Annotated in this window: 22 protein-coding genes; 14 read left to right on the top strand and 8 right to left on the bottom strand. The window is 58.1% G+C overall.

Annotated features, from left to right (window positions below; genetic code table 11):
• Positions 1-88 precede the first annotated feature (88 nt).
• The 4 genes from P4G45_RS09920 to gap form a co-directional block, all read right to left on the bottom strand.
• On the bottom strand, positions 89-463 hold the full coding sequence (locus P4G45_RS09920; RefSeq protein ID WP_348266322.1) for a RidA family protein: 375 nt from the start codon (positions 461-463) through the stop codon (positions 89-91).
• Positions 464-583: 120 nt separating this feature from the next.
• A complete protein-coding gene (locus tag P4G45_RS09915) occupies positions 584-1,054 on the bottom strand; it encodes a VOC family protein (protein WP_348266321.1) in 471 nt (156 codons plus the stop codon).
• A 272-nt stretch (positions 1,055-1,326) separates the two neighbouring features.
• Entirely contained in the window at positions 1,327-2,976 is a 1,650-nt protein-coding gene (locus tag P4G45_RS09910) for an EAL domain-containing protein (RefSeq protein ID WP_348266320.1), read from the bottom strand.
• Between the two features lie 186 nt (positions 2,977-3,162).
• Complete coding sequence (gene gap, locus P4G45_RS09905; protein WP_348266319.1) at positions 3,163-4,170, bottom strand: type I glyceraldehyde-3-phosphate dehydrogenase; 1,008 nt, start codon at positions 4,168-4,170, stop codon at positions 3,163-3,165.
• A gap of 277 nt (positions 4,171-4,447) precedes the next feature.
• On the opposite strand from gap, the gene P4G45_RS09900 reads away from it, so the two are divergent.
• The 6 genes from P4G45_RS09900 (at position 4,448) to P4G45_RS09875 (ending at position 9,329) form a co-directional block, all read left to right on the top strand.
• Positions 4,448-5,260, top strand: a complete 813-nt coding sequence (locus P4G45_RS09900) for an AAA family ATPase (protein WP_348266318.1) — start codon at positions 4,448-4,450, stop codon at positions 5,258-5,260.
• A 26-nt stretch (positions 5,261-5,286) separates the two neighbouring features.
• Positions 5,287-6,054, top strand: coding sequence for an ATP-binding cassette domain-containing protein (locus P4G45_RS09895; RefSeq protein ID WP_348266317.1), 768 nt, complete (start codon positions 5,287-5,289; stop codon positions 6,052-6,054).
• Positions 6,054-6,683: an ABC transporter permease gene (locus P4G45_RS09890; protein ID WP_348266316.1), complete on the top strand. Its 630-nt coding sequence runs from the start codon at positions 6,054-6,056 to the stop codon at positions 6,681-6,683. Before P4G45_RS09895 ends, P4G45_RS09890 begins: the two co-directional genes overlap by 1 nt.
• Positions 6,684-6,829: 146 nt before the next feature.
• Positions 6,830-7,642, top strand: coding sequence for a glycine betaine ABC transporter substrate-binding protein (locus P4G45_RS09885; RefSeq protein WP_348266315.1), 813 nt, complete (start codon positions 6,830-6,832; stop codon positions 7,640-7,642).
• Between the two features lie 2 nt (positions 7,643-7,644).
• A complete protein-coding gene (locus P4G45_RS09880; RefSeq protein ID WP_348266314.1) occupies positions 7,645-8,154 on the top strand; it encodes a DinB family protein in 510 nt (169 codons plus the stop codon).
• 107 nt (positions 8,155-8,261) lie between these two features.
• Positions 8,262-9,329, top strand: a complete 1,068-nt coding sequence (locus P4G45_RS09875) for an alpha/beta hydrolase fold domain-containing protein (protein WP_348266313.1) — start codon at positions 8,262-8,264, stop codon at positions 9,327-9,329.
• A 3-nt stretch (positions 9,330-9,332) separates the two neighbouring features.
• Here the strand turns inward: P4G45_RS09875 and ribA are convergent, their stop codons facing one another.
• Complete coding sequence (gene ribA, locus P4G45_RS09870; RefSeq protein ID WP_348266312.1) at positions 9,333-9,971, bottom strand: GTP cyclohydrolase II; 639 nt, start codon at positions 9,969-9,971, stop codon at positions 9,333-9,335.
• Between the two features lie 86 nt (positions 9,972-10,057).
• Between ribA and P4G45_RS09865 the strand changes: the two genes are divergently transcribed.
• Together P4G45_RS09865 and P4G45_RS09860 are read left to right on the top strand one after the other, a co-directional pair.
• Complete coding sequence (locus P4G45_RS09865) at positions 10,058-11,458, top strand: histidine kinase (RefSeq protein WP_348266311.1); 1,401 nt, start codon at positions 10,058-10,060, stop codon at positions 11,456-11,458.
• A 55-nt stretch (positions 11,459-11,513) separates the two neighbouring features.
• Positions 11,514-12,269: a uroporphyrinogen-III synthase gene (locus P4G45_RS09860; protein ID WP_348266310.1), complete on the top strand. Its 756-nt coding sequence runs from the start codon at positions 11,514-11,516 to the stop codon at positions 12,267-12,269.
• Between the two features lie 543 nt (positions 12,270-12,812).
• Here P4G45_RS09860 and P4G45_RS09855 read toward each other — a convergent pair.
• The gene (locus P4G45_RS09855) at positions 12,813-14,897 is read right to left on the bottom strand and encodes a S9 family peptidase (RefSeq protein WP_348266309.1); all 2,085 of its coding nucleotides are present in this window, start codon (positions 14,895-14,897) and stop codon (positions 12,813-12,815) included.
• A gap of 135 nt (positions 14,898-15,032) precedes the next feature.
• Here P4G45_RS09855 and P4G45_RS09850 point away from each other — a divergent pair, with 135 nt between their 5' ends.
• The 3 genes from P4G45_RS09850 to P4G45_RS09840 all read left to right on the top strand — a co-directional run bounded on the left by P4G45_RS09850 (position 15,033) and on the right by P4G45_RS09840 (position 17,309).
• Positions 15,033-15,734 (top strand): DUF4142 domain-containing protein, encoded by a 702-nt coding sequence (locus P4G45_RS09850; protein WP_348266308.1) that lies wholly within the window; start codon positions 15,033-15,035, stop codon positions 15,732-15,734.
• 90 nt (positions 15,735-15,824) lie between these two features.
• Positions 15,825-16,610 carry a TPM domain-containing protein gene (locus P4G45_RS09845; RefSeq protein WP_348266307.1) on the top strand — a complete coding sequence of 262 codons (786 nt, stop codon included), beginning with the start codon at positions 15,825-15,827 and terminating at the stop codon, positions 16,608-16,610.
• Positions 16,611-16,727: 117 nt separating this feature from the next.
• Positions 16,728-17,309 (top strand): LemA family protein, encoded by a 582-nt coding sequence (locus P4G45_RS09840; protein ID WP_348266306.1) that lies wholly within the window; start codon positions 16,728-16,730, stop codon positions 17,307-17,309.
• A gap of 63 nt (positions 17,310-17,372) precedes the next feature.
• Here the strand turns inward: P4G45_RS09840 and P4G45_RS09835 are convergent, their stop codons facing one another.
• Together P4G45_RS09835 and P4G45_RS09830 are read right to left on the bottom strand one after the other, a co-directional pair.
• Positions 17,373-17,720, bottom strand: coding sequence for an STAS domain-containing protein (locus tag P4G45_RS09835; protein WP_348266305.1), 348 nt, complete (start codon positions 17,718-17,720; stop codon positions 17,373-17,375).
• A gap of 14 nt (positions 17,721-17,734) precedes the next feature.
• Positions 17,735-18,175 (bottom strand): ATP-binding protein, encoded by a 441-nt coding sequence (locus tag P4G45_RS09830; protein ID WP_348266304.1) that lies wholly within the window; start codon positions 18,173-18,175, stop codon positions 17,735-17,737.
• Positions 18,176-18,563: 388 nt separating this feature from the next.
• Here P4G45_RS09830 and P4G45_RS09825 point away from each other — a divergent pair, with 388 nt between their 5' ends.
• The 3 genes from P4G45_RS09825 to P4G45_RS09815 all read left to right on the top strand — a co-directional run bounded on the left by P4G45_RS09825 (position 18,564) and on the right by P4G45_RS09815 (position 22,293).
• Positions 18,564-19,838: a magnesium transporter MgtE N-terminal domain-containing protein gene (locus tag P4G45_RS09825; RefSeq protein WP_348266303.1), complete on the top strand. Its 1,275-nt coding sequence runs from the start codon at positions 18,564-18,566 to the stop codon at positions 19,836-19,838.
• Positions 19,839-19,877: 39 nt separating this feature from the next.
• Positions 19,878-20,933 (top strand): glycosyltransferase, encoded by a 1,056-nt coding sequence (locus tag P4G45_RS09820; RefSeq protein WP_348266302.1) that lies wholly within the window; start codon positions 19,878-19,880, stop codon positions 20,931-20,933.
• A gap of 109 nt (positions 20,934-21,042) precedes the next feature.
• Positions 21,043-22,293: an Nramp family divalent metal transporter gene (locus P4G45_RS09815; protein WP_348266301.1), complete on the top strand. Its 1,251-nt coding sequence runs from the start codon at positions 21,043-21,045 to the stop codon at positions 22,291-22,293.
• Position 22,294 lies beyond the last annotated feature (1 nt).

Here is a 22,294-nt window from a genome sequence, read left to right as displayed (position 1 = left end):
ACCTTTCTTAGCACGCTCTTGCTTACTTGTCCTCAATGATACCGAATAGGAAGGTCATGTTTTCAGGCACAGAAAAACATGGAGTCGGTCAGACGCCGGGAATATAGGCATCAGCTTCGATTTCGACGTGCCATCTCGGATTGAGCAGGGAAGCCACAACCATGGTGGAGGCGGGCAGGATCTTTCCAAAGACCTCGCCGTGGGCGCGCCCAATCTCTTCCCAGTCTTCGGCGCGGGCGAGGAACATGCGGGTTCGATAGACATGCTCGAAGCTGGCTCCGGCCTTTTCGAGTGCGGCCTTGATGATATCGAGGGCAACGCGCGTCTGATCGGCGGGGGATGCGTCCTCAGCGCCGACCGGACCGGTTCCGGAGACATAGACATGATTGCCGAGACGGACAGCACGGGAGAAGCCGATGATGGGCTCGTAGGGAGATGTGCCGGGGATATTTGTTCGTGTCATGGTTGAATGGTGGGCCTTTAGAAGCTGCCTGCAACCATTGTGGCATGATGCACGACGACGGCAAATAGTATCCCGGCCTCTGTGTTGAATATGTGCGGCGAAGTGTCGTCTGTGAGTGCGCTACGATTGCGCGGCGCGCTCTAGTTCCGCGATGTCGAGCTTCTTCATCTGCATCATGGCCTGCATAGCCTTGGGATGTTTGATGAGGTCGGGCAGACGTGAGGGCACGATTTGCCAGGAGAGGCCGAACTTGTCTTTGAGCCAGCCGCACTGAACCTCGCTCCCCCCTGCTGAAAGCTTCGACCAGTAATAGTCGACTTCCTCCTGCGAGTCGCAGCGCACGACGAACGAGATCGCCTCGGTGAATTTAAACATCGGGCCGCCATTGAGCGCGGTAAATGTCTGACCATCGAGTTCGAAGGCGATCGTCATGACTTTCCCCTTCGCGCCGAGATTGTCGTCGCTGGTGCGAACTCCGTCGAGCCGCCGCGAGTTCTTGAAGACGGTCAGGTAAAACTCGACTGCCTCTTCGGCGTTGGAGTCGAACCAGAGAAACGGTGTCACGCGAGGAAAGTTTTGAAAAGTACCCATTGAATCACCTTGCTTTCTATTTGGAATAGGTTCTTGGGCTTATTGAAGATCGCATCTGTAATAGAAGAAAATGGGACGTTGCAGATAGAGCAGTTGAAGCGGTGGTCGGCCCGTTGCGTATTGTAAACACAGGTTACTTGCGAAAGACAAGTAATATAGATCCTTTTCTTTCGTGACGGTCTTCGCAGAGAACGCTTCTGGGAGCAGATTACGACAAGGATCATTCACGCGGATGCTCCCGCCTGAACCATAGACGTAAGCGAATACTCTCTCTACAGTCGCTGCTGTTTCTCTTCAAGCAAAGCGGCGAGTGCGGCTTCCGTCTCGCGCAGCTTCTGCTTCAGTTCCATATATTCTTCGATTTCTTCGGTCGATCCGTACCAGCGCAGGATCTCTCCGCTCGCACAGCGTCGGGCCTGGCCACGTGTACGCACCCATCGCCAGCTTTTATCCCTTGTGAGTACTCGATAATTGAAATCGAAGGCATCACCGCTCTGAAACGAGGCTTGCAGGACTGTCAGCAGGCGTTCCAGGTCGTCAGGATGGACCATCTCTTTCCATCCGTAATTTGATGTATCGTCCGAGCTCATTCCGGTCAATTCCGTCCAGCGCGGGCTTATGTCGATGGTCTTGCCGTTGGGGTCCATGATCCATGGCATCTGAGGATTCAGCTTGACCATGTGGCGGTAGTGATCTTCGCTCTCCCGGAGGGCATCTTCCATGAGCTTGCGCTCCGAGATGTCCACCATAGCGACGGAGACTCCGATGACTTCACCGCCTTCGTCTCGCGCGGGCTGATGAGAGACTAAGAAGGTTTCTCCTTTCGCATCCTCGGAGATGCCCGGCCTGGTTATCTCCAGGCTGCTGGCTTCTCCTTTCAAGGCGTGAAGAAGATGCGGTTCTATTCTGGTATAGATTATCGGCGGCACAATTTCGGACAGCTTTTTACCGAGGTGCTCTTCCACCGCAATGTCGTTCATGCTGGCGAGGCGTTGGTTAACGCTGACATATCGCAGGTCGGCGTCGACGAAGGCGAGAGCCACCGGTGCGCCATCGTAGATGGCCTGTAACTGGGCGAACCGCTGCGAAGGAAGCGGCTTGATACAGGTGATCAGATCGGACGCTGGCGAATCGTGGAGCGTGTGTGTAGAGGTCGACATGGGCGCGTCGACGATTTTTGGCAGGTCATGCACCGAGACCGGGGGGCCGTAGATCCATCCCTGACCGACATCGCAGCCGAGCCAGCGCAGGATGTCGGCCTGGGTCTCGTTTTCGATGCCCTCGGCGACGGTCGTCAACTTAAGACTTTGTCCAAGGCCGATGACGGCCGCGACGATCTTGCGGCTATCGCGGCATTGAACCATGGAACTGACGAAGCTGCGGTCGACTTTCAACTCATCGAAGGGCAGCGCCTGGAGGTTGCGAAGACTGGAGTAGCCGGTGCCGAAGTCGTCCAGGGCAAGTTTCACGCCGAGATTTTTTAACTTCGTGGCGATCGAAGCCGCAAGTTCGAGGTTATCGACGAGTGCGCTTTCGGTAATCTCAATCGTCAGCCGGTTGAGAGGGAAGGCAGCCATGGCGGCGGCTCTGCGGATCTCCTCCGGCAGAGAAGGATCGCGCAGTTGAATGGGGGAGATATTGACTGAGATAGTGAGACTTTTATCGAGCGCAGCCGTTGCCGCGAAGGCCTGCAGGAGGATCGTATCGGTCAACTCGCCGATGAGGTCAGCCTGCTCTGCGAGGGGGATGAATTCATCCGGGCGAATCGTGCCTCGCTGAGGATGCAGCCATCTCGCGAGGACCTCAAACCCTACGAGTTTGCCACTCCTTATTCCAACCATCGGTTGGAAGTATGGAACGATCTCTGAGTTTTTAAGTGCTTTACGGAGTTCAGTTTTAAGTTCGGACCGTTTTGTTGGCATTCTCCTCGATCCCCTTAACCGCTGACTCGATTCGTTCATCTTAGGTTGAAGAGACCGATGCGGCCATAACACCGTTGGGGTATAACTGGCCGTTGGTCCAAACTTACGAGGGCGTGAAGCAGGCAAACAAAAACGGCAGCGCAGTCCCGAAAAGGAACTGCCGCTGCCGTCTGGAATGGATGAAGCTTAGAGGCCCTTCTTCACGAGGAAGAGAATGAGGTCCTTGACGCGATTGGAGTAGCCCCACTCATTGTCGTACCAGCTGATGACCTTGCCGGTGTTCTGGCCCACGACCTTGGTCAACTTGGAGTCGACAAAGGAGGAGAGCGGGTTGCCCTTGAAGTCCGAGGAGACGAGCTCTTCGTCGGTGTAGCCGAGGTAGGGCTTTAGTTCGCCGTCGGCTGCCTTCTTCAAGGCTTCGTTGATGCTCGCTACACTGATCGGCTTCTCGGAGACGAAGGTGAGGTCGACGACCGACACGTTGGGGGTCGGGACGCGGATGGCGAAGCCATCGAGCTTGCCGTCCATCTCGGGGATGACCAGCTTGAGCGCTTTGGCGGCGCCGGTGCTGCTCGGGATCATCGACAGGGCAGCGGCGCGGGCGCGACGCAGGTCCTTGTGCGGCGTGTCGAGGATGACCTGATCGTTGGTATAGCTGTGAATCGTGGTCATGATGCCGCTGGCGATGCCGAAGGTGTCATGCAGCACCTTGACGACGGGCGCAAGGCAGTTCGTCGTGCAGGAGGCATTCGAGATGATATTGTGCTTCGCCGCGTCGTACTTGTTCTCGTTGACGCCGAGAACGATGGTGATGTCCTCGTTGGAGGCCGGAGCGGAGATGATCACCTTCTTGACGGTGCTGCCGAGGTGGGCCTTGGCCTTGGTGGCGTCGGTGAAGAAGCCCGTCGATTCGACGACGACCTGTGCGCCTACGCTGGCCCAGTCGAGCTTGGCCGGATCGCGCTCGGCGAAGACCTTGATCTTTTTGCCATCGACGGAGATGAAGTCGTCGCCGTGAGATATTTCGTTCTTGAGATTACCAAGGATGGAGTCGTACTTAAGCAGATGGGCCAGGGTCGCCGGGGTGGTCAGGTCGTTTACAGCTACGAACTCAATCTCCGGGTTGCTGAGAGCGGTGCGGAAGACGTTGCGTCCAATGCGGCCGAAGCCGTTGATGCCTACCTTTACTGCCATAATTACGCTTGCTCCTATCGTTTTGGCTATGCCTTGGTGAGAGTTAAGGACGCAGCCGGACAGCGAACGCCCCATCAAAACCGATGCTAGCATTCGGAGAGGGCGTTCGCAAATGGATGGCCGGACCTACAAGTGACCCGCACCCACTTGAGAACAGGCAATTTGCTGTTCGGAGGTATTCGAGGAGTGGCGTCTGAGGTGCCAAGATTTGCGGGCGGCTTTCGCGGTGTGTTACAAGCGTGACATGCGCGAACTGCGCGATTGGATGCGCGAAAAAATGAGACGACGCCCTAGACGTGGACCGAATGATTCGGAGTCCACGGGCAAGAGCGGGCAGGAACTGCCCGCAAATCAACCTGCTCCATTGCGGCCTACGTACCCCGAGCCTCTGCCGGTACATGCGCCGGAGCATCCACACGCCGCGGCTGTGGCAGAGCCCGTTTCTGAACCTGTCCGGGAACCTATCCGTGAGCCCGCTCACGAACAGGCCAGCGGCGAAGTCGTAGCGCCGGAACGCACTGTGATCGTGGAGACGCAGCCCGAAAATCTGGCTACGCCACCGGCGGAACAGACGGCTGCGAAGTCGCCCAAAGGCTATGTCGTACTGGCGATTGGCCTGCCCGGTTCGGGCAAGACGACCTGGTACAAGCGCCGTGGAGTCACGCCTCTGTCGAGCGACCTGCTGCGGACGCTGCTGTTTGACGACATCACCGAGCAGCGCTATCAGGGACTAGTGTTTTCGACTCTGCGCAGCCTGCTGCGGGCACGGCTGATCGCGAAGATGCCGTGGAACTATGTCGATGCCACAAACCTCTCTCCGCACGAGCGCAAGCAGTGGATCAAGATGGCGAAGAGCTTCGGCTACGAGGTACAGGCGGTCTTCTTCGACGTTCCACTGGCGGTGTGCATGGAGCGCAACAGCAAGCGTGAGCGTGTAGTGACGGACGAGATCATGCAGAAGATGGCTGAGCGTCTGCGTCCGCCGACGTTCAAAGAGGGCTTCGAGAAGATTACGGTCGTCCGGGTGAAGGGGCATCCCGGAGCAAGCGTGCAGGGTGGCGCTGAGTCTGCTCCGGAGGCTGCACAGTAGCTCGCAATATCGGATAGGTAAAGAGCATGGCTGCGGTTGGCGTCGAGTTCGCGAAGGTGAGCTATACGCTGCCCGTAGGTGCGGACGGACAACCGGGCCGCACCCTGTTGCGCGACGTCTCACTGCGCCTGGAAGCAGGGACGACGACTGCTTTGCTGGGGCGAAGCGGGTCGGGGAAGACGACGTTGCTGCGCATGGTCAATGGACTGGTGACGCCTACCGCCGGAGAGGTCTGTGTCGGCGGAAAGCCTGTCGGGGCTCATGACACTGTGGCTCTCAGACGGAGCGTGGGTTACGTCATTCAGGAGACGGGCCTGTTTCCGCACATGACCGTAGAGCGAAATGCAGGGATGGCTCTGGAGCTGGCAGGCCGGTCGCGGGCCGACATCGCAGCGAGATCAGCGGAAGTTCTGGGGCTGGTGGGTATGGACTTCGCGGAGTTTTCGGACCGGTATCCATGGCAGCTCTCAGGCGGACAGAGACAGCGAGTGGGACTAGCTCGGGCGCTGGCGCTGGAGCCGGATGTTCTGCTGATGGACGAGCCGTTCGGGGCGCTCGACCCGCTGACCAGGGCGGAGATGCAGACCATGTTGCGGGATCTGTTGCAGCGAGTGGGTAAGACGGTTCTGCTGGTGACGCACGACCTCGATGAGGCGCTTTATCTGGCCGAAAGGGTCGTGTTTTTGGCCAACGGGGAGGTAGCGGCAGATTTAGCTGCGCGCGAGGTTTTGATCTCGAATAACCCTCAAGTAAAGGATTATGTTTCCGCTGTACATCGGGCGGTGCCAGCTTGATGCTCTTTATGCATCGGCATGGATGGGAGATTGCCCGTCTGACCTTCGAGCACTTGTGGCTTACAGTCTTCGCAATGCTGCTGGCTGCTGCGATCGGGCTGCCGCTGGGGGTTCTGCTGACGCGAAAGCCTGCTCTCGCGAAGCCGGTTATCGGGTTTGCGAATGTGGTGCAGACGATTCCGAGCCTGGCCTTGTTTGGGTTGCTGCTGCCGGTTCCGTGGTTGGGAGAGAACGCGGCGCGGCTGGCGATTCTCGCGTTGACCGGCTATGCTCTGCTGCCCATTCTGCGAAACACCTACGCAGGGATTGGCAGCGTCGATGCAGCGCTGGGCGATGTAGCCGAGGCGATGGGAATGACCTCGTGGCAGCGCTTGTGGAAGGTGGAACTGCCGTTGTCGGCTAGTGTAATTCTGGCGGGACTGCGAACGGCCACCGTGACCTGCGTTGGGGTCGCGACGATTGCGGCTGCGATTGGCGCGGGCGGCTTGGGCGAGTTGATCTTTCGCGGTGTGGCGAGCGTGGACAACAGCCTGGTGCTGGCGGGAGCGATTCCGGCGGCGCTGCTGGCGCTGGTGGCGGATGCGGGGCTGGGATGGTTGGAGAAACGGCTTGCTGTGAGGCGGGCTTGAGGACGGCTGGCCACGCATTTCGCGAATTAAAGCGGATCGCGTGTAAGGGGTGGCCGTGTACGTTTTTCAGTTTGGCTCCTATGGTTTTGGTACTGATAGTTTGTGGCGGTTTGATCGGTTGTGCACCACCACGCTCCTCGCGAATCGTGATTGGCGCGAAAAATTTTACCGAGCAGGTGGTGCTCGGTGAGTTGGTGGCGCAGGAGATCGAGGCCGTCACTGGCGAGAAGGTCGACCGCAAATTTTATCTGGCCGGAAGCTACATCTGTCAGCAGGCCCTGGTAAATGGGCGTATCGATGGCTATATCGAGTACACCGGAACCGCGCTGACTGCGATCCTGAAGCAGCCGCTTCCTCCGGTGGGACAGCGCGATGCGGCGACTGTGTTCGATACGATACAGCAGCTATACGCGAAGCGGTATGCGGTGAAGGTAGAGCGCGGCCTGGGGTTTGAGGATACCTTTGCGATGGTCGTACGCGGAGCGGATGCGCAGCGGCTGGGGTTGAAGACGATCTCTGACGCGGTGAAAGTGACGCCACAGTGGAGGCTCGGCGTAGGGTATGAGTTCGAGGAGCGCCCGGATGGGCTGCGCGGGCTGGAAGCGACGTATGGGTTGCGGTTTCGCGAGGCTCCGCGGGTGATGGATCTAGGCCTGCTCTATCGGGCGCTCGGGGCTGGACAAGTGGACATGGTGGCAGGGAATTCGACCGATGGGCCGATACGGGCGATGGGACTTACGGTGCTGGAAGATGACAAGCATTATTTTCCACCATATGAAGCCGTGCCGCTGATCCGTGAGGACTCGTTGCGGCGGCATCCGGTGATTCAGGTGGCGATGGACAGGCTGGCGGGAAAGGTCAGCGCAGAGGAGATCCGCGAGATGAACTTCGCAGTAGATTCGGAACATAAAGATGTGGGCGAAGTGGTAAGGACATTTCGGCAGAGAAAGGGGTTGTAACGATGGCTCTCACAGATGTTGAGCCCTGGTTGCGGGGAAGCCTGACTGAAGTGGATGCGGTTCAGCGCGCTGTGCTTCATGCGCTGGAGCTTGCCCGCGAGGATGTCGAACGCTGGTGTGCGGAGTTACGCGACGAAGAACTCGAGGCACAGCCGCTCGGCCTGCCTTCCGTGGGACGCCAGATGCGGCACATCGTCCGCAGCCTCGACCGATTGCTGACCTATGCGGAGGGAAGGCAGTTGTCCCCGGAGCAATTGGAAGCGTTGAAGACGGAAGTAAACGCGAGCGCTTCACGAAAGGCTTTGTTTGCGGAGTTCGAATCGGGACTTTCATCAGCGATGCAGCGAGTCAAAGCGTTTCGGCCTGAGAGCTACGGAGAAAGCCGCGGCGTCGGCAGGAAGATGTTGCCGACCACGGTTGCCGGGCTGTTGGTGCACTGTGCAGACCACACGCAGCGGCACGTAGGGCAGCTCGTGACAACGGCTAAGGTGATCGAAGGAATGCGGCATTAGATTTGTTTGCACCTTCGATCTCATCAGCGCAGTTTGTATGATGGGTGGCCAGTGAGTTCGGAAAGGATCGGTCGATGCATCGCAGATTCGCACGTTTAAGATTGCACTTGGGGAACAGGTTTTATGCGGGCGCGATGATTTGCGCGGCGATTTCTTTATGTACTGTTCCCGCATGGTCGCAACAGGCGACCGCCGGGGCTAAAAGGGATTCGAGCGTGATCGATGGCCAGGGAACGGCGCACATTACTCGCGTTATTCCTGTGCCAAAGACGGTAAGCCCCGAGGCCCAGCGCATGCTTGCGCGTCCCCAGTCGGACGCGGCCAAGCCGGAGACGCTCGAAGCCCGGCGAACCGGCACCGATGCGTGGCAGGCCCGCGCAGGCAAGCTGTCGGAGTCGTTGTATCCCGTGCATGTGGTGAGCCAGTCGTTCGCTGGCGTGCCTGTGCTTCTGGTCACTCCACTGGAAACGCCCGCGGATCGTCAGGACCGTGTGCTCATCAATCTGCACGGCGGTGGATTCAACTCCGACTCCGGCTCGCTCACCGAGACTGTGCCGATTGCCAACCTGACGCAGACGAAGGTAATCGCCGTCCTGTACCGGCTCGCTCCTGAGCACCCTTTTCCTGCGGCGGTGGATGATGCCGTCGCGGTCTATCGAGAGGCGCTGAAGACGTACAAGCCCGCGAAGATCGCGATCTACGGAACCTCGGCCGGGGCAATCCTGACGGGCGAGGTTGCGGTGAAGATCAAACAGCTGGGGCTGCCGTTGCCGGGAGCGCTGGGAATCTTCTCAGGCTTTGGAGACTTCGATCATGTCGGCGATTCGCAGGCGATGTACACGCTTGGCGGCCTGTCGGGACATCTTGATCCTCCCGCGCCGCCTCCCTTGCTCGCCGAATATGTGAAGGGAACAAACCCTCAAGACCCGGTTCTCTCACCGCTCTACGCTGACCTGCACGGAATGCCGCCGACGCTTTTCATTACGAGCGGCCGCGACCTGCTGCTCAGCGGCACGACGATTCTGCATCGCGCATTTTTGCGAGACGGGGTGGATGCGCGTCTGGTGGTCTTCGAGGCATTGCCGCATGCTTTCTGGAACGATGCGGAGTTGCCGGAGTCGAAGGAGGCTTATGGCTTGATGGCGAACTTCTTCGACAGGGAGCTGGGCCGGTGAATCCTAGCCGACCAGGTGACCCATCTTTTCGCGCTTGGTCTGGAGATAGCGGTCGAAGGTCGGTTCGGTTGGCACCTCGGCCGAGATACGTTCCGTGACTTCGATTCCGGCGGAGACGAGCGCGTCGACTTTCTCGGGATTGTTTGTCATCAGTCGAACGGCCTTCAATCCGAGGCTCTTGAGGATCTCGGCGGGAAGTTCATAGGCGCGGCAGTCGGCTGCGTAGCCGAGTTCGAGGTTAGCCTCGATGGTGTCGCGGCCCTGATCCTGTAGTTCGTAGGCGCGTAGCTTGGCCATCAGGCCAATGCCGCGGCCTTCCTGTTGCTCGTAGAGTAGGATTCCCGTGCCTGCTTCTGCAATGGTAGCGAGAGCAAGCTCAAGTTGCTGGCGGCAGTCGCAGCGTAGCGAGTGGAAGACGTCTCCAGTCAGGCATTGTGAATGGATGCGCACGATAGGAGGCGCAGCGTGGATGTCGCCCATGACGAGCGCAACGGCAGCTTCTATCCGCGTTGCAGGATCCGGCATTGCTTCGTTGCAGGGCTGCGGATTGGTGACGATGCCCTCAAAGCCGAGGATGCGGAAATGGCCCCAGCGAGTAGGGAAGTCGGCGTCGGCTATTTTTTTTACGGAGGCGAAGGGCATAGTGCGATTATACGTTTCTGACTGCATGGAGATTGGATTGTTCGCCGCAGGCATTCGATGCAGCGCTGAAGGGGTAAAGTAAGGTTGTGACGCAGACCGATCCAAAGCTGATCCTGATTACGCTGCTGATTGAGCTGGGCGTGGCAGCGGCGGTGTCGACTTCGCTGGCGCGCGCGAAAACATTCAAAAACTTGTTACTGGCGCCGCATCGAACCCGTCGGCAGACCGCGGGGCTGGTGGCGATGATCTGCGTGCCACTGACGTTGGGAGTCTGGGTTCGCGTGCTGGTGCCGAACTTTCTGGCGGCGGACCTCTCTTATGAGACGACAATTCTGTTGGGCATCCTTGTAGGCCCGCTGGCGGCGATGGCAGGCGGCGCTGCGCTGGCAATTCCTGCGGTGCTTCACCATGAGTATCTGGCGCTTCCGGTGAACCTGCTGGTGGCAGCGGCGGCTGGCGCATTTGGACGCTTTGCGAAGGCTGAAGAGGTCTGGTCTTTCTCGCCGATGATCGACCTGAGCATCTATCGCTGGGTGACGCGGAATCTGCGGCGACCTCGCCTTGACTGGCAGGTTTTGCTTCTGCTGTCGATTGCGATGGGCGAGTTTGGACTGAGCATGCTCTCGCGACTCTATCCTCGCCGGTTTTTCGAGTTGCACTCCGACTCGTGGTGGGTCGAACTGCTGATCTGCGCGGCATCGCCTGTTGTAGTCGGAATTCCGTTGAAGATATGGAACTCGGTCCGCATCGAGCGCAAGCTGGAGGAGCAGGGAAGACTGTTGCTGGAGGCAAGGCTCGATGCGCTGCAACGCCAGATCAATCCGCACTTCCTGTTCAACACCCTGAATTCGATTACGTCGCTGGTGCGATCGCGTCCCGAACTTGCCCGCGAGATGATCGTGAAGCTGGGCAACATTCTGCGCGTTCTGCTCAAGGATCGCGAGGCGTTTGTACCTTTCAGCGAAGAGTTGATGTTTACCGACGATTATCTGGATATTGAGGTCGTTCGGTTTGGCGAGAAGCTTAAGGTCGTGAAGGAGATTGCCGAAGAGACGCTACATGTTGTCGTGCCGGGAATGTTGCTTCAGCCGCTGATTGAAAACAGTATCAAGCATGGTCTCGAGCCGCGCATCAGCGGCGGCACAGTGACCCTGCGCAGCCGCATTACCGAGGATGGAATGCTGCTGGTTGAGGTTGAGGACGATGGCGTAGGAATGGACCCGGAGTTGGAGAGCACCTCGCCGGTCAGCGGGTTGGTGCGTCCGGGAACGGGCATTGGCATACGAAACGTGCGCGAGCGGATGGGCGTTCTTTATGGCAACCTGGCCGGGGTCGAGATCAATAGCCGTCCGGGCAGGGGAACGAAGGTCAGCCTGCGAATGCCGATCCTGGACGATGGAGCGGAGGTCTGGGGCCCGGTAGGAGACGCGGCAGAACAGGCCCTTCGCGTTGTGGGTGACGCTGTTCGAGCCGTGACCCGGCGCTAAAGAAATTCTGGCGATTGCGTCTAGCTCCTCTCCTCAAACTACAATCGCTGGAAAGATGCTCGCCCTCCAAAATAAACGCATCCTCGTCACCCGAACCCGCCATCAGGCCTCAGATCTGGCTGTCCAGTTGGAAGCACTGGGGGCGATTCCTATCCTTATTCCCACCATCGAGATTGTTCCGCCCGAAAGCTATGGTCCTCTTGACTCCGCCCTGGCGCAACTGGAGACCTACGACTGGTTGCTCTTTACCAGCGCTAATGCTGTTGAAGTCTTCGGCCAGCGCCGCAATCCAGCTTTCATCCCCCAGCGCATCGCCGTCATAGGGCCAGCCACTGCACGGGCAGTGCAGGGAATCGGCCTCGAAGTCGACCTGATCCCGCCGAAGTATGTCGCCGAATCGCTTGCCGATGCGCTTGCCTCCGACGTCTCCGGGAGACGAATTCTTCTTGTTCGCGCCGCAGACGCCCGCGACATTCTCACGGAGATGCTTGCCGCTGCCGGAGCTACGGTGACGGTTGCCGAAGCCTATCGCAATCAGATCCCACCGGATTCCATGTCTTCGCTGCGGCAACTATTCAGCTTGCCCGCGAACTACCCCTACGCGATCACTTTTACCAGCGCTTCCACCGCCCGGAATTTAATCGCACTGCTCGAAGCCGCTGGCCTGACCCTTCCTGCCAGCATCCTTCTTGCGTCCATTGGTCCCATCACCTCTCAGACGCTCCGCGACCTTGGCCACCCTCCGCATCTGGAAGCCACTGAACCCACCATTTCGGCTCTCATCCAAACTCTTGTGGACCACTCCGACTAGTACCCCCCCTCCCTCCACCTACCCTCTAAAGTCTCTGTTTGCAATACGATAGAAAATTATACTTCGGCAAAGTCTTCCAAACAAAAGACTTAAAGGTAAAGTCTTCCATCCAAATGACTTATGCTCTCCTGGTAAGCGGGCAGGAGGTTGGGGGTCGCGGAAGGCAGGATGTCGGATTCTGACCTTCCGCCACACTCAGCGGGAGATTCGTAACTCATCTTGTTTAATTGTAGCGAATGGAGCGAAACTCTTTTGCAGTGAAGATGTGCTTGTAAATCAATGCTTTATGCCATTTTCGGGCTTGACAGGTTTTTCAACATCTCTTGGGTGATCACGCCAGTTTAGTCCAGATTTGCTGTTGTTGTGGAGGAAGGCAACCGCAGATTCCCTTCGGGAATGACAAACAAAGGGCTCGGCAGACTCTACATCAACGGCTACTTTGCTCTAGTGTCCTTGAAGCTGTATCGGCACCCAAAAGCGCAGATTCCTCCGCTTCGCTGCGGAATGACAAACAAAAAAACCAATGGGCGTTCCCAGAGTTCCCTAGCCCTCCACGCCGAGTTGAGTCAGGAGGAAGGCGTAGTCGAAGGCGATTTCTTTGAGGTAATCGTAGCGGCCGGAGGCTCCGCCGTGGCCTGCGTCCATGTTGATGTGCAGGAGGAGAGGCGTGTCGTTGGTCTTCAATGTGCGCAGGCGGGCGATGTACTTTGCCGGCTCCCAGTACATGACCTGCGAGTCGTTGAGGCTGGTTTTGACGAGCATGGCTGGGTAGGGGCCGGGTTTGAGGTTGTCGTACGGGGAGTAGGAGCGCATGTAGGCGAAGGCCTCGGGCTCGTTGGGGTTTCCCCACTCTTCGTACTCGGCGACAGTAAGCGGCAGGGTGGCGTCGAGCATGGTGTTCATCACGTCGACGAAGGGAACGTGCGAGAGGACTACACGGAACAGGTCGGGACGCTGGTTGACTACCGCACCCATGAGCAGACCGCCTGCGCTGCCGCCTTCGATGGCTACGCGGTCCTTCGCTCCGTAACCCTGGGCTACTAACTGCTCGGTGATTGCGATGAAATCCGTGAAGGTGTTGTGCTTCGCCATCATCTTTCCGGCGTCGTGCCATTGGTCGCCCATCTCGCCGCCGCCGCGGATGTGGGCGTAGGCCATGACGACGCCACGGTCGAGGAGCGAGAGGCGCGAGGGGCCGAAGCCGATAGGCAGAGGATAGCCGTAGGAGCCGTAACCGTAGATGTAGAGGGGACTGGTGCCGTCGCGCTTGAATGCGTCGCGGCGGTAGACGAGGGAGACGGGGATTTTGACTCCATCTTTGGCTTCGATCCAGAGGCGCTCGGAGGCGTAACGGGTGGAGTCGAAGCCGCCGGGGACTTCCTGCTGTTTGAGGAGGGTGGAGACGCCGGTGTCCACGTTGTAGTCATAGACGGAGGCCGGGGCGACCAGGGATTGATAGCTGTAGCGAAAGGCGCTGGTGACGAACTCGCGGTTGACGTGGGCCTGGGCGGTGTAGGCGGGTTCGGGGAAATCGATTTTTGCGACCTGGCCTAATTGACCGCTCGCCTCGAAGTGCTGGACTTCGAGGGCGGTGAGGCCTTCTTCTCTTCTTGAAGATACGCAGAATGAGCTAAATACGTCGAAATCTTCGAGTGGTACTTGCGGATCTTCGGGGATGAGCTCGGTCCATGAGTCGCGGCCTTCTCCGTTGACGGGCGTAGTGACGACCCGAAAGTTTTTGCCGGTGTCGTTGGTGCGGATGTAGAAGAGGCCGTCGCGGTGATCGACGTAGTACTCCTGCTCGTCGAGGCGGGGGGCGATGACGAGGAAGACGCCGCCGGGCGTGTCGGCTGAGAGGTAGCTGCACTCGTTGGTGGTGTGGCTTCCAGCTTCCATGAGGAGATACTTGCCGTCGCGGGTCTTGCCGACGCCGAGGTTGAAGCGCTCGTCTCTTTCTTCGTAGACCAGGGCATCATCTGCGGCGTCGTCGCCGAGGCGGTGGCGGTGGAGCTTGTCCTGCCGCTTGGTGACCTCGTCCTCGGTTGTGTAGAAGAGGGTGTGCGAGTCGGCTGCCCAGACGAGCGAGCCGACGCGCTCGGCGGTGTCGGGGAGGTCGGTTCCGGTTTTGAGGTCGCGGATGTGCAGGGTGTACTGGCGGAAGCCGGTGTTGTCGGTGGAGTAGGCGAGCTTCGATCCGTCGGGGCTGACGCTCATGCCGCCTACCGACATGAAGGGCTGGCCTTCGGCGAGCTTGTTGACGTCGAGCAGAACCTCTTCGGGCTGGGTGGGATCGAAGGTTGCCGACGCGGCGAGCTTGCGGCAATGGATGGGATATTGGCTGCCTTCGACGGTGCGCGTGTAGTAATACCAGCCGCGGTCGCGGTAGGGAACGGACTCGTCGGTTTCTTTAATGTGGGAGAGCATCTCGGCGTATAACCGCGCCTGCAATTCTGTAGTAGGCGCCATGACGGAGAGCGTATATTGGTTTTCCGCTTGAAGATGAGCGATTACTTCTGGTGAGTCTTTATCGCGCATCCAGCGGTAGTTATCTTCGAGCGTTTGGCCATGCAGAGTTACAGGCGTAGGGTCCTGACGGGCAGTCGGCGGGGTGATGGCAGGTTGGGTCATTCGATAAACTCCAGCCGTCAGGATACAGTGTCAGAGGTTTTTGAGAGAGGCAACCCGAAGTCGAAGCAGCACACCAAACGAGAAGGATAAGGCGGCACAAAGAACGACTAACAGATGTTCGCCGGAGGGCAAGTAATGAATTTCAGACCAGTGCAAATCATTTTATTGAGTACAGCCACGATGCTCTTTCCTGCCGCGCTTCTAGGGCAGGCAGAGCCTGGGACTTTGCCGGAGAACGCGGCCCCGAACCAATCGAGCCAGCCGATGCCAGGACCGGGGCAACGACAGACGCAGCGACCTTCGATGCAGGATTCGGTCGGAACCAGTGGACAGACTGCACAGGAGACAAAGGACAAGATGTTTGTGCGCAAGGCGGTGGAGGGAGGTCTTGCGGAGATACAGTTCGGCCAGGTTGCAGCTCAGAAGGGTGGGAGCGACGATGTGAAGGCGCTCGGCCAGAAGATGGTCGAGGACCACACCGCGATGAACAAAGATATGGAGAGCGTGGCCGACTCGATGGGAGTGATGCTGCCGAAGCGCATCAATAAAGACGATCAGGCAGAGCTGGACAAACTCGGTGCACTTTCCGGGGATGCCTTCGATACGGAGTATCTGACGCTGATGATGAAGGAGCACCACCACGATCTGCGCGAGTTTCGCGTGGAAGCGGAGGGTACCCAGGATGCCATGCTGCGAGATGCGGTGATGAAGGCCGCGAAGATAATCCATGGGCATCTGGTCATGGTGGATCAGCTTGCGAAGAGCAAGGGCATCGAGATGCCGCATCGTGGGAACAAGTCGCCATCTGCTCCTCCGCCTCCTCCGCCGACGGAGTAACACTGTTTTTTTGTGAGAGAGAAAAGGACGCCGGGAGCGTCCTTTTCTCTTGCGGGCGCGTCGTCTGTCAGGGCGTAGAATAGACCTTCAATGAAGCGCATTTCACGATGGCTGGCAATTGTTGTTCTAGTCCTTTCGCCAGTCGGAGTTCTGACGGCGGAGACGGTAGCTTCGTTGCCGGCGCCCACCGGCTATGTCAACGATTTTGCCGGGGTGTTGTCGCCTGCGACGGTGCAGAGCGTGGATGCTCTTTGCACGCAGGTCGACCGTCAGGCCCATGCCCAGATAGCGGTGGTGACGATCAAGACGATTGATAGCGATCAATCCATTGAAGAGTTCGCTACCGCGCTTGAAGATAAATGGAAGGTAGGCGCGAAGGGAACGGACCGCGGCGTCCTGATGCTGCTGGTCATGCAGCCGCGGCGCGGGCGGATCGAGGTTGGCTATGGGCTGGAAGGCATTCTCAACGACGCCAAGGTTGGGGACATAGGGCGAGCCATGGCTCCCTTTGCGCGGCAGGGGGACTATAACCATGCCGTTCCGCTGGGCGTTGGGCAGATTGCGCAGATCATCGCTACGGATGCGGGCGTTACTCTTACGCAGCCGATGCAACAGCAATACCGTCAACAGCCGCAGCCGGTGGCTGTTCATTTGAGCCTGTGGCAGGTGGTGCTGGGCGGCGTTGGCATTCTCTTCGTGCTGTTCATTCTTGTCCGGACGGGAAATGTGGGGCTGATCTTTTTCCTGTTGGGAAGCCTGATGGGCGGTGGAGGCGGCAGAGGCGGGGGCAGAGATGACGAGGGGGGTGGCGGAGGCGGCTTCGGTGGCTTTGGAGGGGGCAGTTCCGGTGGCGGCGGAGCGAGTGGAGATTTTTGAGGATGCCGATGTAAATATCAGTTGAGGCAACGGACGGGCAGGACAACCGGGAGTGATAGAGTACAGCCGGGACACCTGCCGGAAGATCGAAACCAGACGAAGGAGATTGAGGGGCGAATGAAATCTTTATGGATTGTGCTTGGAGTAGTCGGCGTCATTATTCTTATAGCGCTGTTTGGATTTGGCAGCTATGTGAGCACGAAGAACACGCTGGTACAGAAGAATGAGGCCATCAACCAGGCCTATTCGCAGGTGAACGTGGTGCAGCAGCGCCGTCTCGACCTGATTCCGAACCTGGTTGCTTCGGTGAAAGGTTATGTCAACGAAGAGTCCACCGTGCTGACCAACATTGCGAATGCGCGGGCGGCCATCACGAGCGCTCCTGACCGTGCGAGCAGCATCGCGGCGAACTCGAAGCTCGACGTTGCGTTGGGGCCGTTCTTCCGCCTGCAAGAGCAGTATCCAAACCTGAAAGGGAACGAGCAGTTCACGCGTCTGACCGATGAACTGGCGGGTACGGAGAACCGGATCGCGGTGGAACGCAGCCGGTATAACCGGACGCTTGAGGATTACAACGTCTACGTCCGCCAGTTTCCTAACAGCATCTGGGCTGGTATGGCAGGGTTCCACTACAGAGATGAATACTTCAAGGGCAATCCTGAGAACAGCACTGCGCCTAAAGTGGACTTCTCCAAGTAATCGGTTGGCATCAACACAAAAGGCCGTCGCTTCGAGCGACGGCCTTTTGTGTGAGGAATGAAGTTACTTGGTGAAGGAAGAGATCGCGGAGGCTTCGTCATCCTTGACGTCGAAGACGGTGTAGAGCTTAGTGATCTGTAAAAGATCGTGAACCTTCTTGGTGAGATTGAGCAGCTTCAGCTCTCCACCGGCATTTTTCACCGTCGTAAAGGCGCTGACCAGCTCGCCAATTCCAGAGCTGTCGATGTAGTTGACGTCGGCGAGGTTCAGCAAAATCTTGTTCGAGCCTTTAGCGAGCACATCGCGAACTGCATCGCGAATGGTTACGCTGCCTTCGCCGAGTGTGATCCGGCCGCTGAGATCCAGAATTGTGACGCCGTCTACCTGGCGAGTCTGTACTTTCATGCTCATGAGTAATCGTCTCCTTAGTTCCCCGGCTGAGCGGGTTTGCGATGTTTGATAAGAGTCAGTTCCGTGCCGGGATGTAGCTGGCGAAAGTGTACCTCATCCATGAAGGCCTTGATGAGGAAGATGCCACGGCCTGAACCGCGAAGGATATTCTCCGGTGCCAGCGGATCGGGAATGCTGTCCGGATCGAGCCCGGGGCCTTGGTCGGCGACGCGAATGACGAGCGCGTCCGACGTTGTTTCAAAAGAAGCTGTGATGTGCTTGTTGGGACTGTAGGCGTTGCCGTGGAGAACAGCGTTGACTGCGGCTTCACGGACCGCCATCGCGACGTGAGTAGCGGTATCTTCGTCGAACCCGGCGCGCTGCGCTGCCTGCTCGGCAGTCAACTCTACTTTGTTGACACTATCCAGAGAGGAGTCAAGTGTGAAGCTGACGCGGCTTGTAGTTGAGTCGGCCAATGCTGTCCTTGCGGAACCTTCATATCGGTCGTCAACTGCCGACGATAGCGATGATGGCAGTGTGCTTGTGGATTTGCCGAATGTCAAGGATGCATGGCGCGTGATTTTTCCCAAAGGTTTCCTCCTAACGATACGGGCATGGATCTGGGCTGCCTCGTTCCTGCTCTTTTCGGCGGACGGGCCCGTTCATGTGAGCTACCATGCGGATAAGAGGAGTATACGGATGCTGTCCGCCGTAATCTGCTCCTGGCGCAATTTTTATAAGATGCGTGTTTGCTGCTCAGGGCTGGCGACGGTCTTCCTGGGTCAGAGCTACGGGTTGAGATGGAGATGTATTGCCCGCCGCGGAGCGATGTAAAGTCTGGTATGACAGCAGTTGCAAGCGCCTATGACGAAGTTTAATCAACGAACGAGTGTCTCTGCCCTGATGGGCGCCAGCGTGATGGACGCGCAGGGCGCGCTCTATGGCCGTGTGAGCGAGTTTGTCGTTGCGCCAGAGATTGCGACCTCTCAGGTTCATGGACTTCTGCTTCGGCGATCGGCAGGGAAGCGGGGCGAGCAGCCTGCACTGATTCTGATTACCGATCTCCGGCTGGGTCAAGGCAACGAGATGCACTTGCGCGAGGGAGCTTCGCCAGCCGTACTGCCCGCGGAGGAAAGCCGCCTGATGCTGGAGCGCGACCTGCTCGATCAGCAGATTATCGACGTTCATGGTCGCAAGGTGGTCCGCGTCAACGATGTCGATCTGGTGTGGGAGTCAGCGAACGGTGAAGGTGCGGAATTATCTCTGCGCATCGCTGAGGTCGAGATTGGCTTGCGTGGAGCAGTACGCCGCCTGCTGAAGGGCTTACATGCTTCGACGGCTGACCGCATAGCAGCCCGCTTCAGCCCGAGCCTTATTCCGTGGGATTTCGTGGACTTGATCGACCGCGACCCGTCACGTCGGGTCAAGCTCAAGATCGAGCAGAACCGCCTCGAGCAGATGCATCCTTCCGACATTGCGGACATTCTCGAAGAGCTTGCGCCTGCCGAGCGGCAGGCGCTGTTCATCAGCCTCAACGAGGAGACTGCCGCCGAAGCGCTGGAAGAGGTGAAGCCGAAGATGCAGCAGGCGCTGATCGAGTCACTCGACTCGGGCCAGATCGCTGACATCGTCGAAGAGATGGACCCTGGCGCCGCCGCGGATCTGCTCTCCGAACTGTCGGATGAAAGGTCGGAGGAGATTCTCGGAAAGATGGAGCCTGAAGAGAGGCAGGAGGTGCAGGAGCTGCTCGAATTCTCCGGCGACTCTGCCGCCGGGCGTATGACGACGGACTATATCGCTCTGCCAGCGACGGCTGTGCTGGGGCAGGCCATCGAGGCGCTGCGCAAGTTCGAGGGCGACATCGAGATCGTCACTGATATCTACCTGCTGGATGAAGAGGGAAGAATTGCAAGCCTCATTCCTCTGGTTCAGTTGCTGCTTGCGCAGCCGAATGCAGCGCTGGCAGATCTGCCGCACAGCCATGTCGTTACCTGTGATATCAACGAGAACGGTCGCAAGGTGGCGGAACTTTTTGATAAATACAATCTGCGCTCACTGCCTGTGCTTGATAGCGAGCAGCGGCTGGTTGGGGTGATCCATGCCGAACAGGTCATCGCGTTGCTGCGCGCCAACCGCTAAAATCGAATCACGCCAACGATCAGAAAGACTCAGTTTTCGATGAAGATTCTCTATGCCGCCGGTTTAACGCCGAACGATACCTCGCTCTATCGCATGTGGGCGCTGGAACGCCTGGGGCATCAGGTGATTCCGATGAATACCTATGACTATCAATACAGCAATCCCTTTTTGCGCAAGGTGTTTTTTCGCCTGGCCGCAGGGCCGATGGTTACGCGGCTGAACCGCGATCTGCTGAGGGTAGCCGCTGCCGAAAAACCCGACCTACTGTGGACGGATAAGCTGCTTTCGATGCAGCCCGGGACGCTCGATCGCATGAGGGCGATGGGCATTGCCACGGTCAGCTACATGATCGACAACCCCTTCGGGCCACGGCAGGACCCGGGCTGGCGGCTCTATATGAAGGACATTCCGCACTACGATCTGCATGTGGTGCAGCGGGATAAAAATATCACCGACTACCGTCAGCGTGGCGCGCGCGATGTCATCAAGATTCAGACCGCCTATGAGCCTACGCTTCAGTATCCTCCGCCGGATAGCTGGTCGGATGCCAACCGCAACCGGGAAGTCTCCTTCGTTGGGACACCTTACGATAACCGTGCCGAGACTCTCAACCGTCTGTCGAAACTAAATGAGTTTCAGGTGGTGATCTCGGGCAACGACCGGCAATGGAAGAGAGCGCTCGGCGAGGAGCCTTTCAGCCGTCTCTATCGCGAGGGCGAGCTTTACCGACAGCAGTATCGCGAGGCGATCTGGAGGTCGAAGATCAACCTCAGCTTTATCACCCACTCGAACCTGGACGAGTTTGTGCATAAGAGCTTCGAGATCGCGGGGTGCGGCGGTTTTCTGCTTGCCGAGAGGTCTGAAGGCCATCTTCAGCGCTTTCGTGAGGACGAGGAGGCCGTCTTCTTCTCGTCATATGACGAGTTGCTAGAGAAGATTCGGCGCTATCTGCCGGACGAAGCGGCCCGGCGACGGATTGCCGCGGCGGGGCAGAGACGTGCGCTGCGCGATGGCTACCATAACGATCGTCAGATGGAGTTGATCGTCGAACGCGCAGCGGAAATTGTTAATCGTTTGCGTACAACCTCGGTCTGATCGCAGGATTTATCCAACCTTTGATTTAGCCTGAGAGGACGACTTTAAAGTCATGCGCCGCGAGTGGGGGTCCCTCGTTGGCTTATCAATAAAAAGGGTAGGGAATGGCATGACTTCTTGGCGCAGATGGAGAACGAGTCTCATCCTCTTTCTGGCCGTGCTCGGCCCGGGCTTCATTACCGCTAACGTTGATAACGACGCCGGCGGAATCCTTACCTACTCTCAGGCTGGCGCCCAATTCGGCTATACGCTGCTGTGGACGATGATTCCGATTACGCTTGCGCTGATTATCGTGCAGGAGATGTGCGCGCGCATGGGCGTGGTAACGGGCAAGGGACTCAGCGACCTGATACGCGAAGAGTTTGGCTTGCGCATGACCTTCGTGATGATGATCCTGCTGGTCGTGGTCAACTTCGGCAACGTCATCGCCGAGTTCTCGGGCATCGCGGGCAGCATGCAGCTCTTTCATATCAGCAAGTACGCCAGCGTTCCGGCGTGCGCCTTTCTGGTGTGGGTACTCGTGGTCAAGGGAGATTACAAGAGCGTCGAAAAAGTCTTCCTCATCGCCAGCGTTTTCTACATTGCCTACATCGTGGCGGGTGTTCTCAGCGGACCGGACTGGCATCTGGCGATGGTCGAGACGGTGAAGCTACCCGCTCGCGGCGTGTGGCACGACAAGCTGTATGTCTATATGACGGTCGGCATCATCGGCACTACGATCAGTCCATGGATGCAGTTCTATCTGCAATCCACCATCGTTGAAAAGGGAATTACGGTTCGCCAATACAAGGCGTCGCGGCTCGATGTGATTGTTGGCTCGTTCTTCACTGATCTCGTGGCGTGGTTTATCGTGGTGGCCTGCGCGGCGACGCTGTTTACTCACGGCATCCGCAACATCGCCGACCCTGCCGACGCCGCGGGAGCCATGAAGCCGCTCGCGGGCCAGTATGCCTTTATTCTTTTCGCCGCCGGTCTGTTCAATGCTTCGTTATTTGCGGCGTCTATTCTTCCGCTCTCGACGGCATATACGGTTTGTGAGGGACTTGGACTTGAGAGCGGACTCGATAAGAGCTTCAAGGAGGCACGGTTCTTTTACTGGTTCTATACCTTGCTGCTTGCCGCTGCTGCAGGCATTGTGCTGATACCGAATTTTCCGCTGGTGAAGTTCAGTATTCTGTCGCAGGTGCTGAACGGCGTTCTTCTGCCCATTGTGTTGATCTTCATGCTGCGTCTTATCAACAAGCATGAGCTGATGGGGAAGTATACGAACAGCCGCTGGTTCAATGCGATGGCATGGCTTACCACGATCATCGTGATTGTGCTGTCTGGGGTAATGGTGTGGAACGGCTTCCACGCGTAGT

Source organism: Edaphobacter paludis (genome assembly GCF_039993895.1).
Lineage (GTDB): Bacteria > Acidobacteriota > Terriglobia > Terriglobales > Acidobacteriaceae > Edaphobacter > Edaphobacter paludis.
Note: the sequence above shows the minus strand (reverse complement) of the source record. Positions and strands in the feature narration are given on the sequence as shown.

Bases quoted from the DNA above. Each gene is read 5' to 3' on its own strand.
- P4G45_RS09920 (WP_348266322.1), bottom strand. From the start codon at position 463: ATGACACGAACAAATATCCCCGGCACATCTCCCTACGAGCCCATCATC.
- P4G45_RS09915 (WP_348266321.1), bottom strand. From the start codon at position 1,054: ATGGGTACTTTTCAAAACTTTCCTCGCGTGACACCGTTTCTCTGGTTC.
- P4G45_RS09910 (WP_348266320.1), bottom strand. From the start codon at position 2,976: ATGCCAACAAAACGGTCCGAACTTAAAACTGAACTCCGTAAAGCACTT.
- gap (WP_348266319.1), bottom strand. From the start codon at position 4,170: ATGGCAGTAAAGGTAGGCATCAACGGCTTCGGCCGCATTGGACGCAAC.
- P4G45_RS09900 (WP_348266318.1), top strand. From the start codon at position 4,448: ATGAGACGACGCCCTAGACGTGGACCGAATGATTCGGAGTCCACGGGC.
- P4G45_RS09895 (WP_348266317.1), top strand. From the start codon at position 5,287: ATGGCTGCGGTTGGCGTCGAGTTCGCGAAGGTGAGCTATACGCTGCCC.
- P4G45_RS09890 (WP_348266316.1), top strand. From the start codon at position 6,054: ATGCTCTTTATGCATCGGCATGGATGGGAGATTGCCCGTCTGACCTTC.
- P4G45_RS09880 (WP_348266314.1), top strand. From the start codon at position 7,645: ATGGCTCTCACAGATGTTGAGCCCTGGTTGCGGGGAAGCCTGACTGAA.
- ribA (WP_348266312.1), bottom strand. From the start codon at position 9,971: ATGCCCTTCGCCTCCGTAAAAAAAATAGCCGACGCCGACTTCCCTACT.
- P4G45_RS09860 (WP_348266310.1), top strand. From the start codon at position 11,514: ATGCTCGCCCTCCAAAATAAACGCATCCTCGTCACCCGAACCCGCCAT.
- P4G45_RS09855 (WP_348266309.1), bottom strand. From the start codon at position 14,897: ATGACCCAACCTGCCATCACCCCGCCGACTGCCCGTCAGGACCCTACG.
- P4G45_RS09850 (WP_348266308.1), top strand. From the start codon at position 15,033: ATGAATTTCAGACCAGTGCAAATCATTTTATTGAGTACAGCCACGATG.
- P4G45_RS09845 (WP_348266307.1), top strand. From the start codon at position 15,825: ATGAAGCGCATTTCACGATGGCTGGCAATTGTTGTTCTAGTCCTTTCG.
- P4G45_RS09840 (WP_348266306.1), top strand. From the start codon at position 16,728: ATGAAATCTTTATGGATTGTGCTTGGAGTAGTCGGCGTCATTATTCTT.
- P4G45_RS09835 (WP_348266305.1), bottom strand. From the start codon at position 17,720: ATGAGCATGAAAGTACAGACTCGCCAGGTAGACGGCGTCACAATTCTG.
- P4G45_RS09825 (WP_348266303.1), top strand. From the start codon at position 18,564: ATGACGAAGTTTAATCAACGAACGAGTGTCTCTGCCCTGATGGGCGCC.
- P4G45_RS09820 (WP_348266302.1), top strand. From the start codon at position 19,878: ATGAAGATTCTCTATGCCGCCGGTTTAACGCCGAACGATACCTCGCTC.
- P4G45_RS09815 (WP_348266301.1), top strand. From the start codon at position 21,043: ATGACTTCTTGGCGCAGATGGAGAACGAGTCTCATCCTCTTTCTGGCC.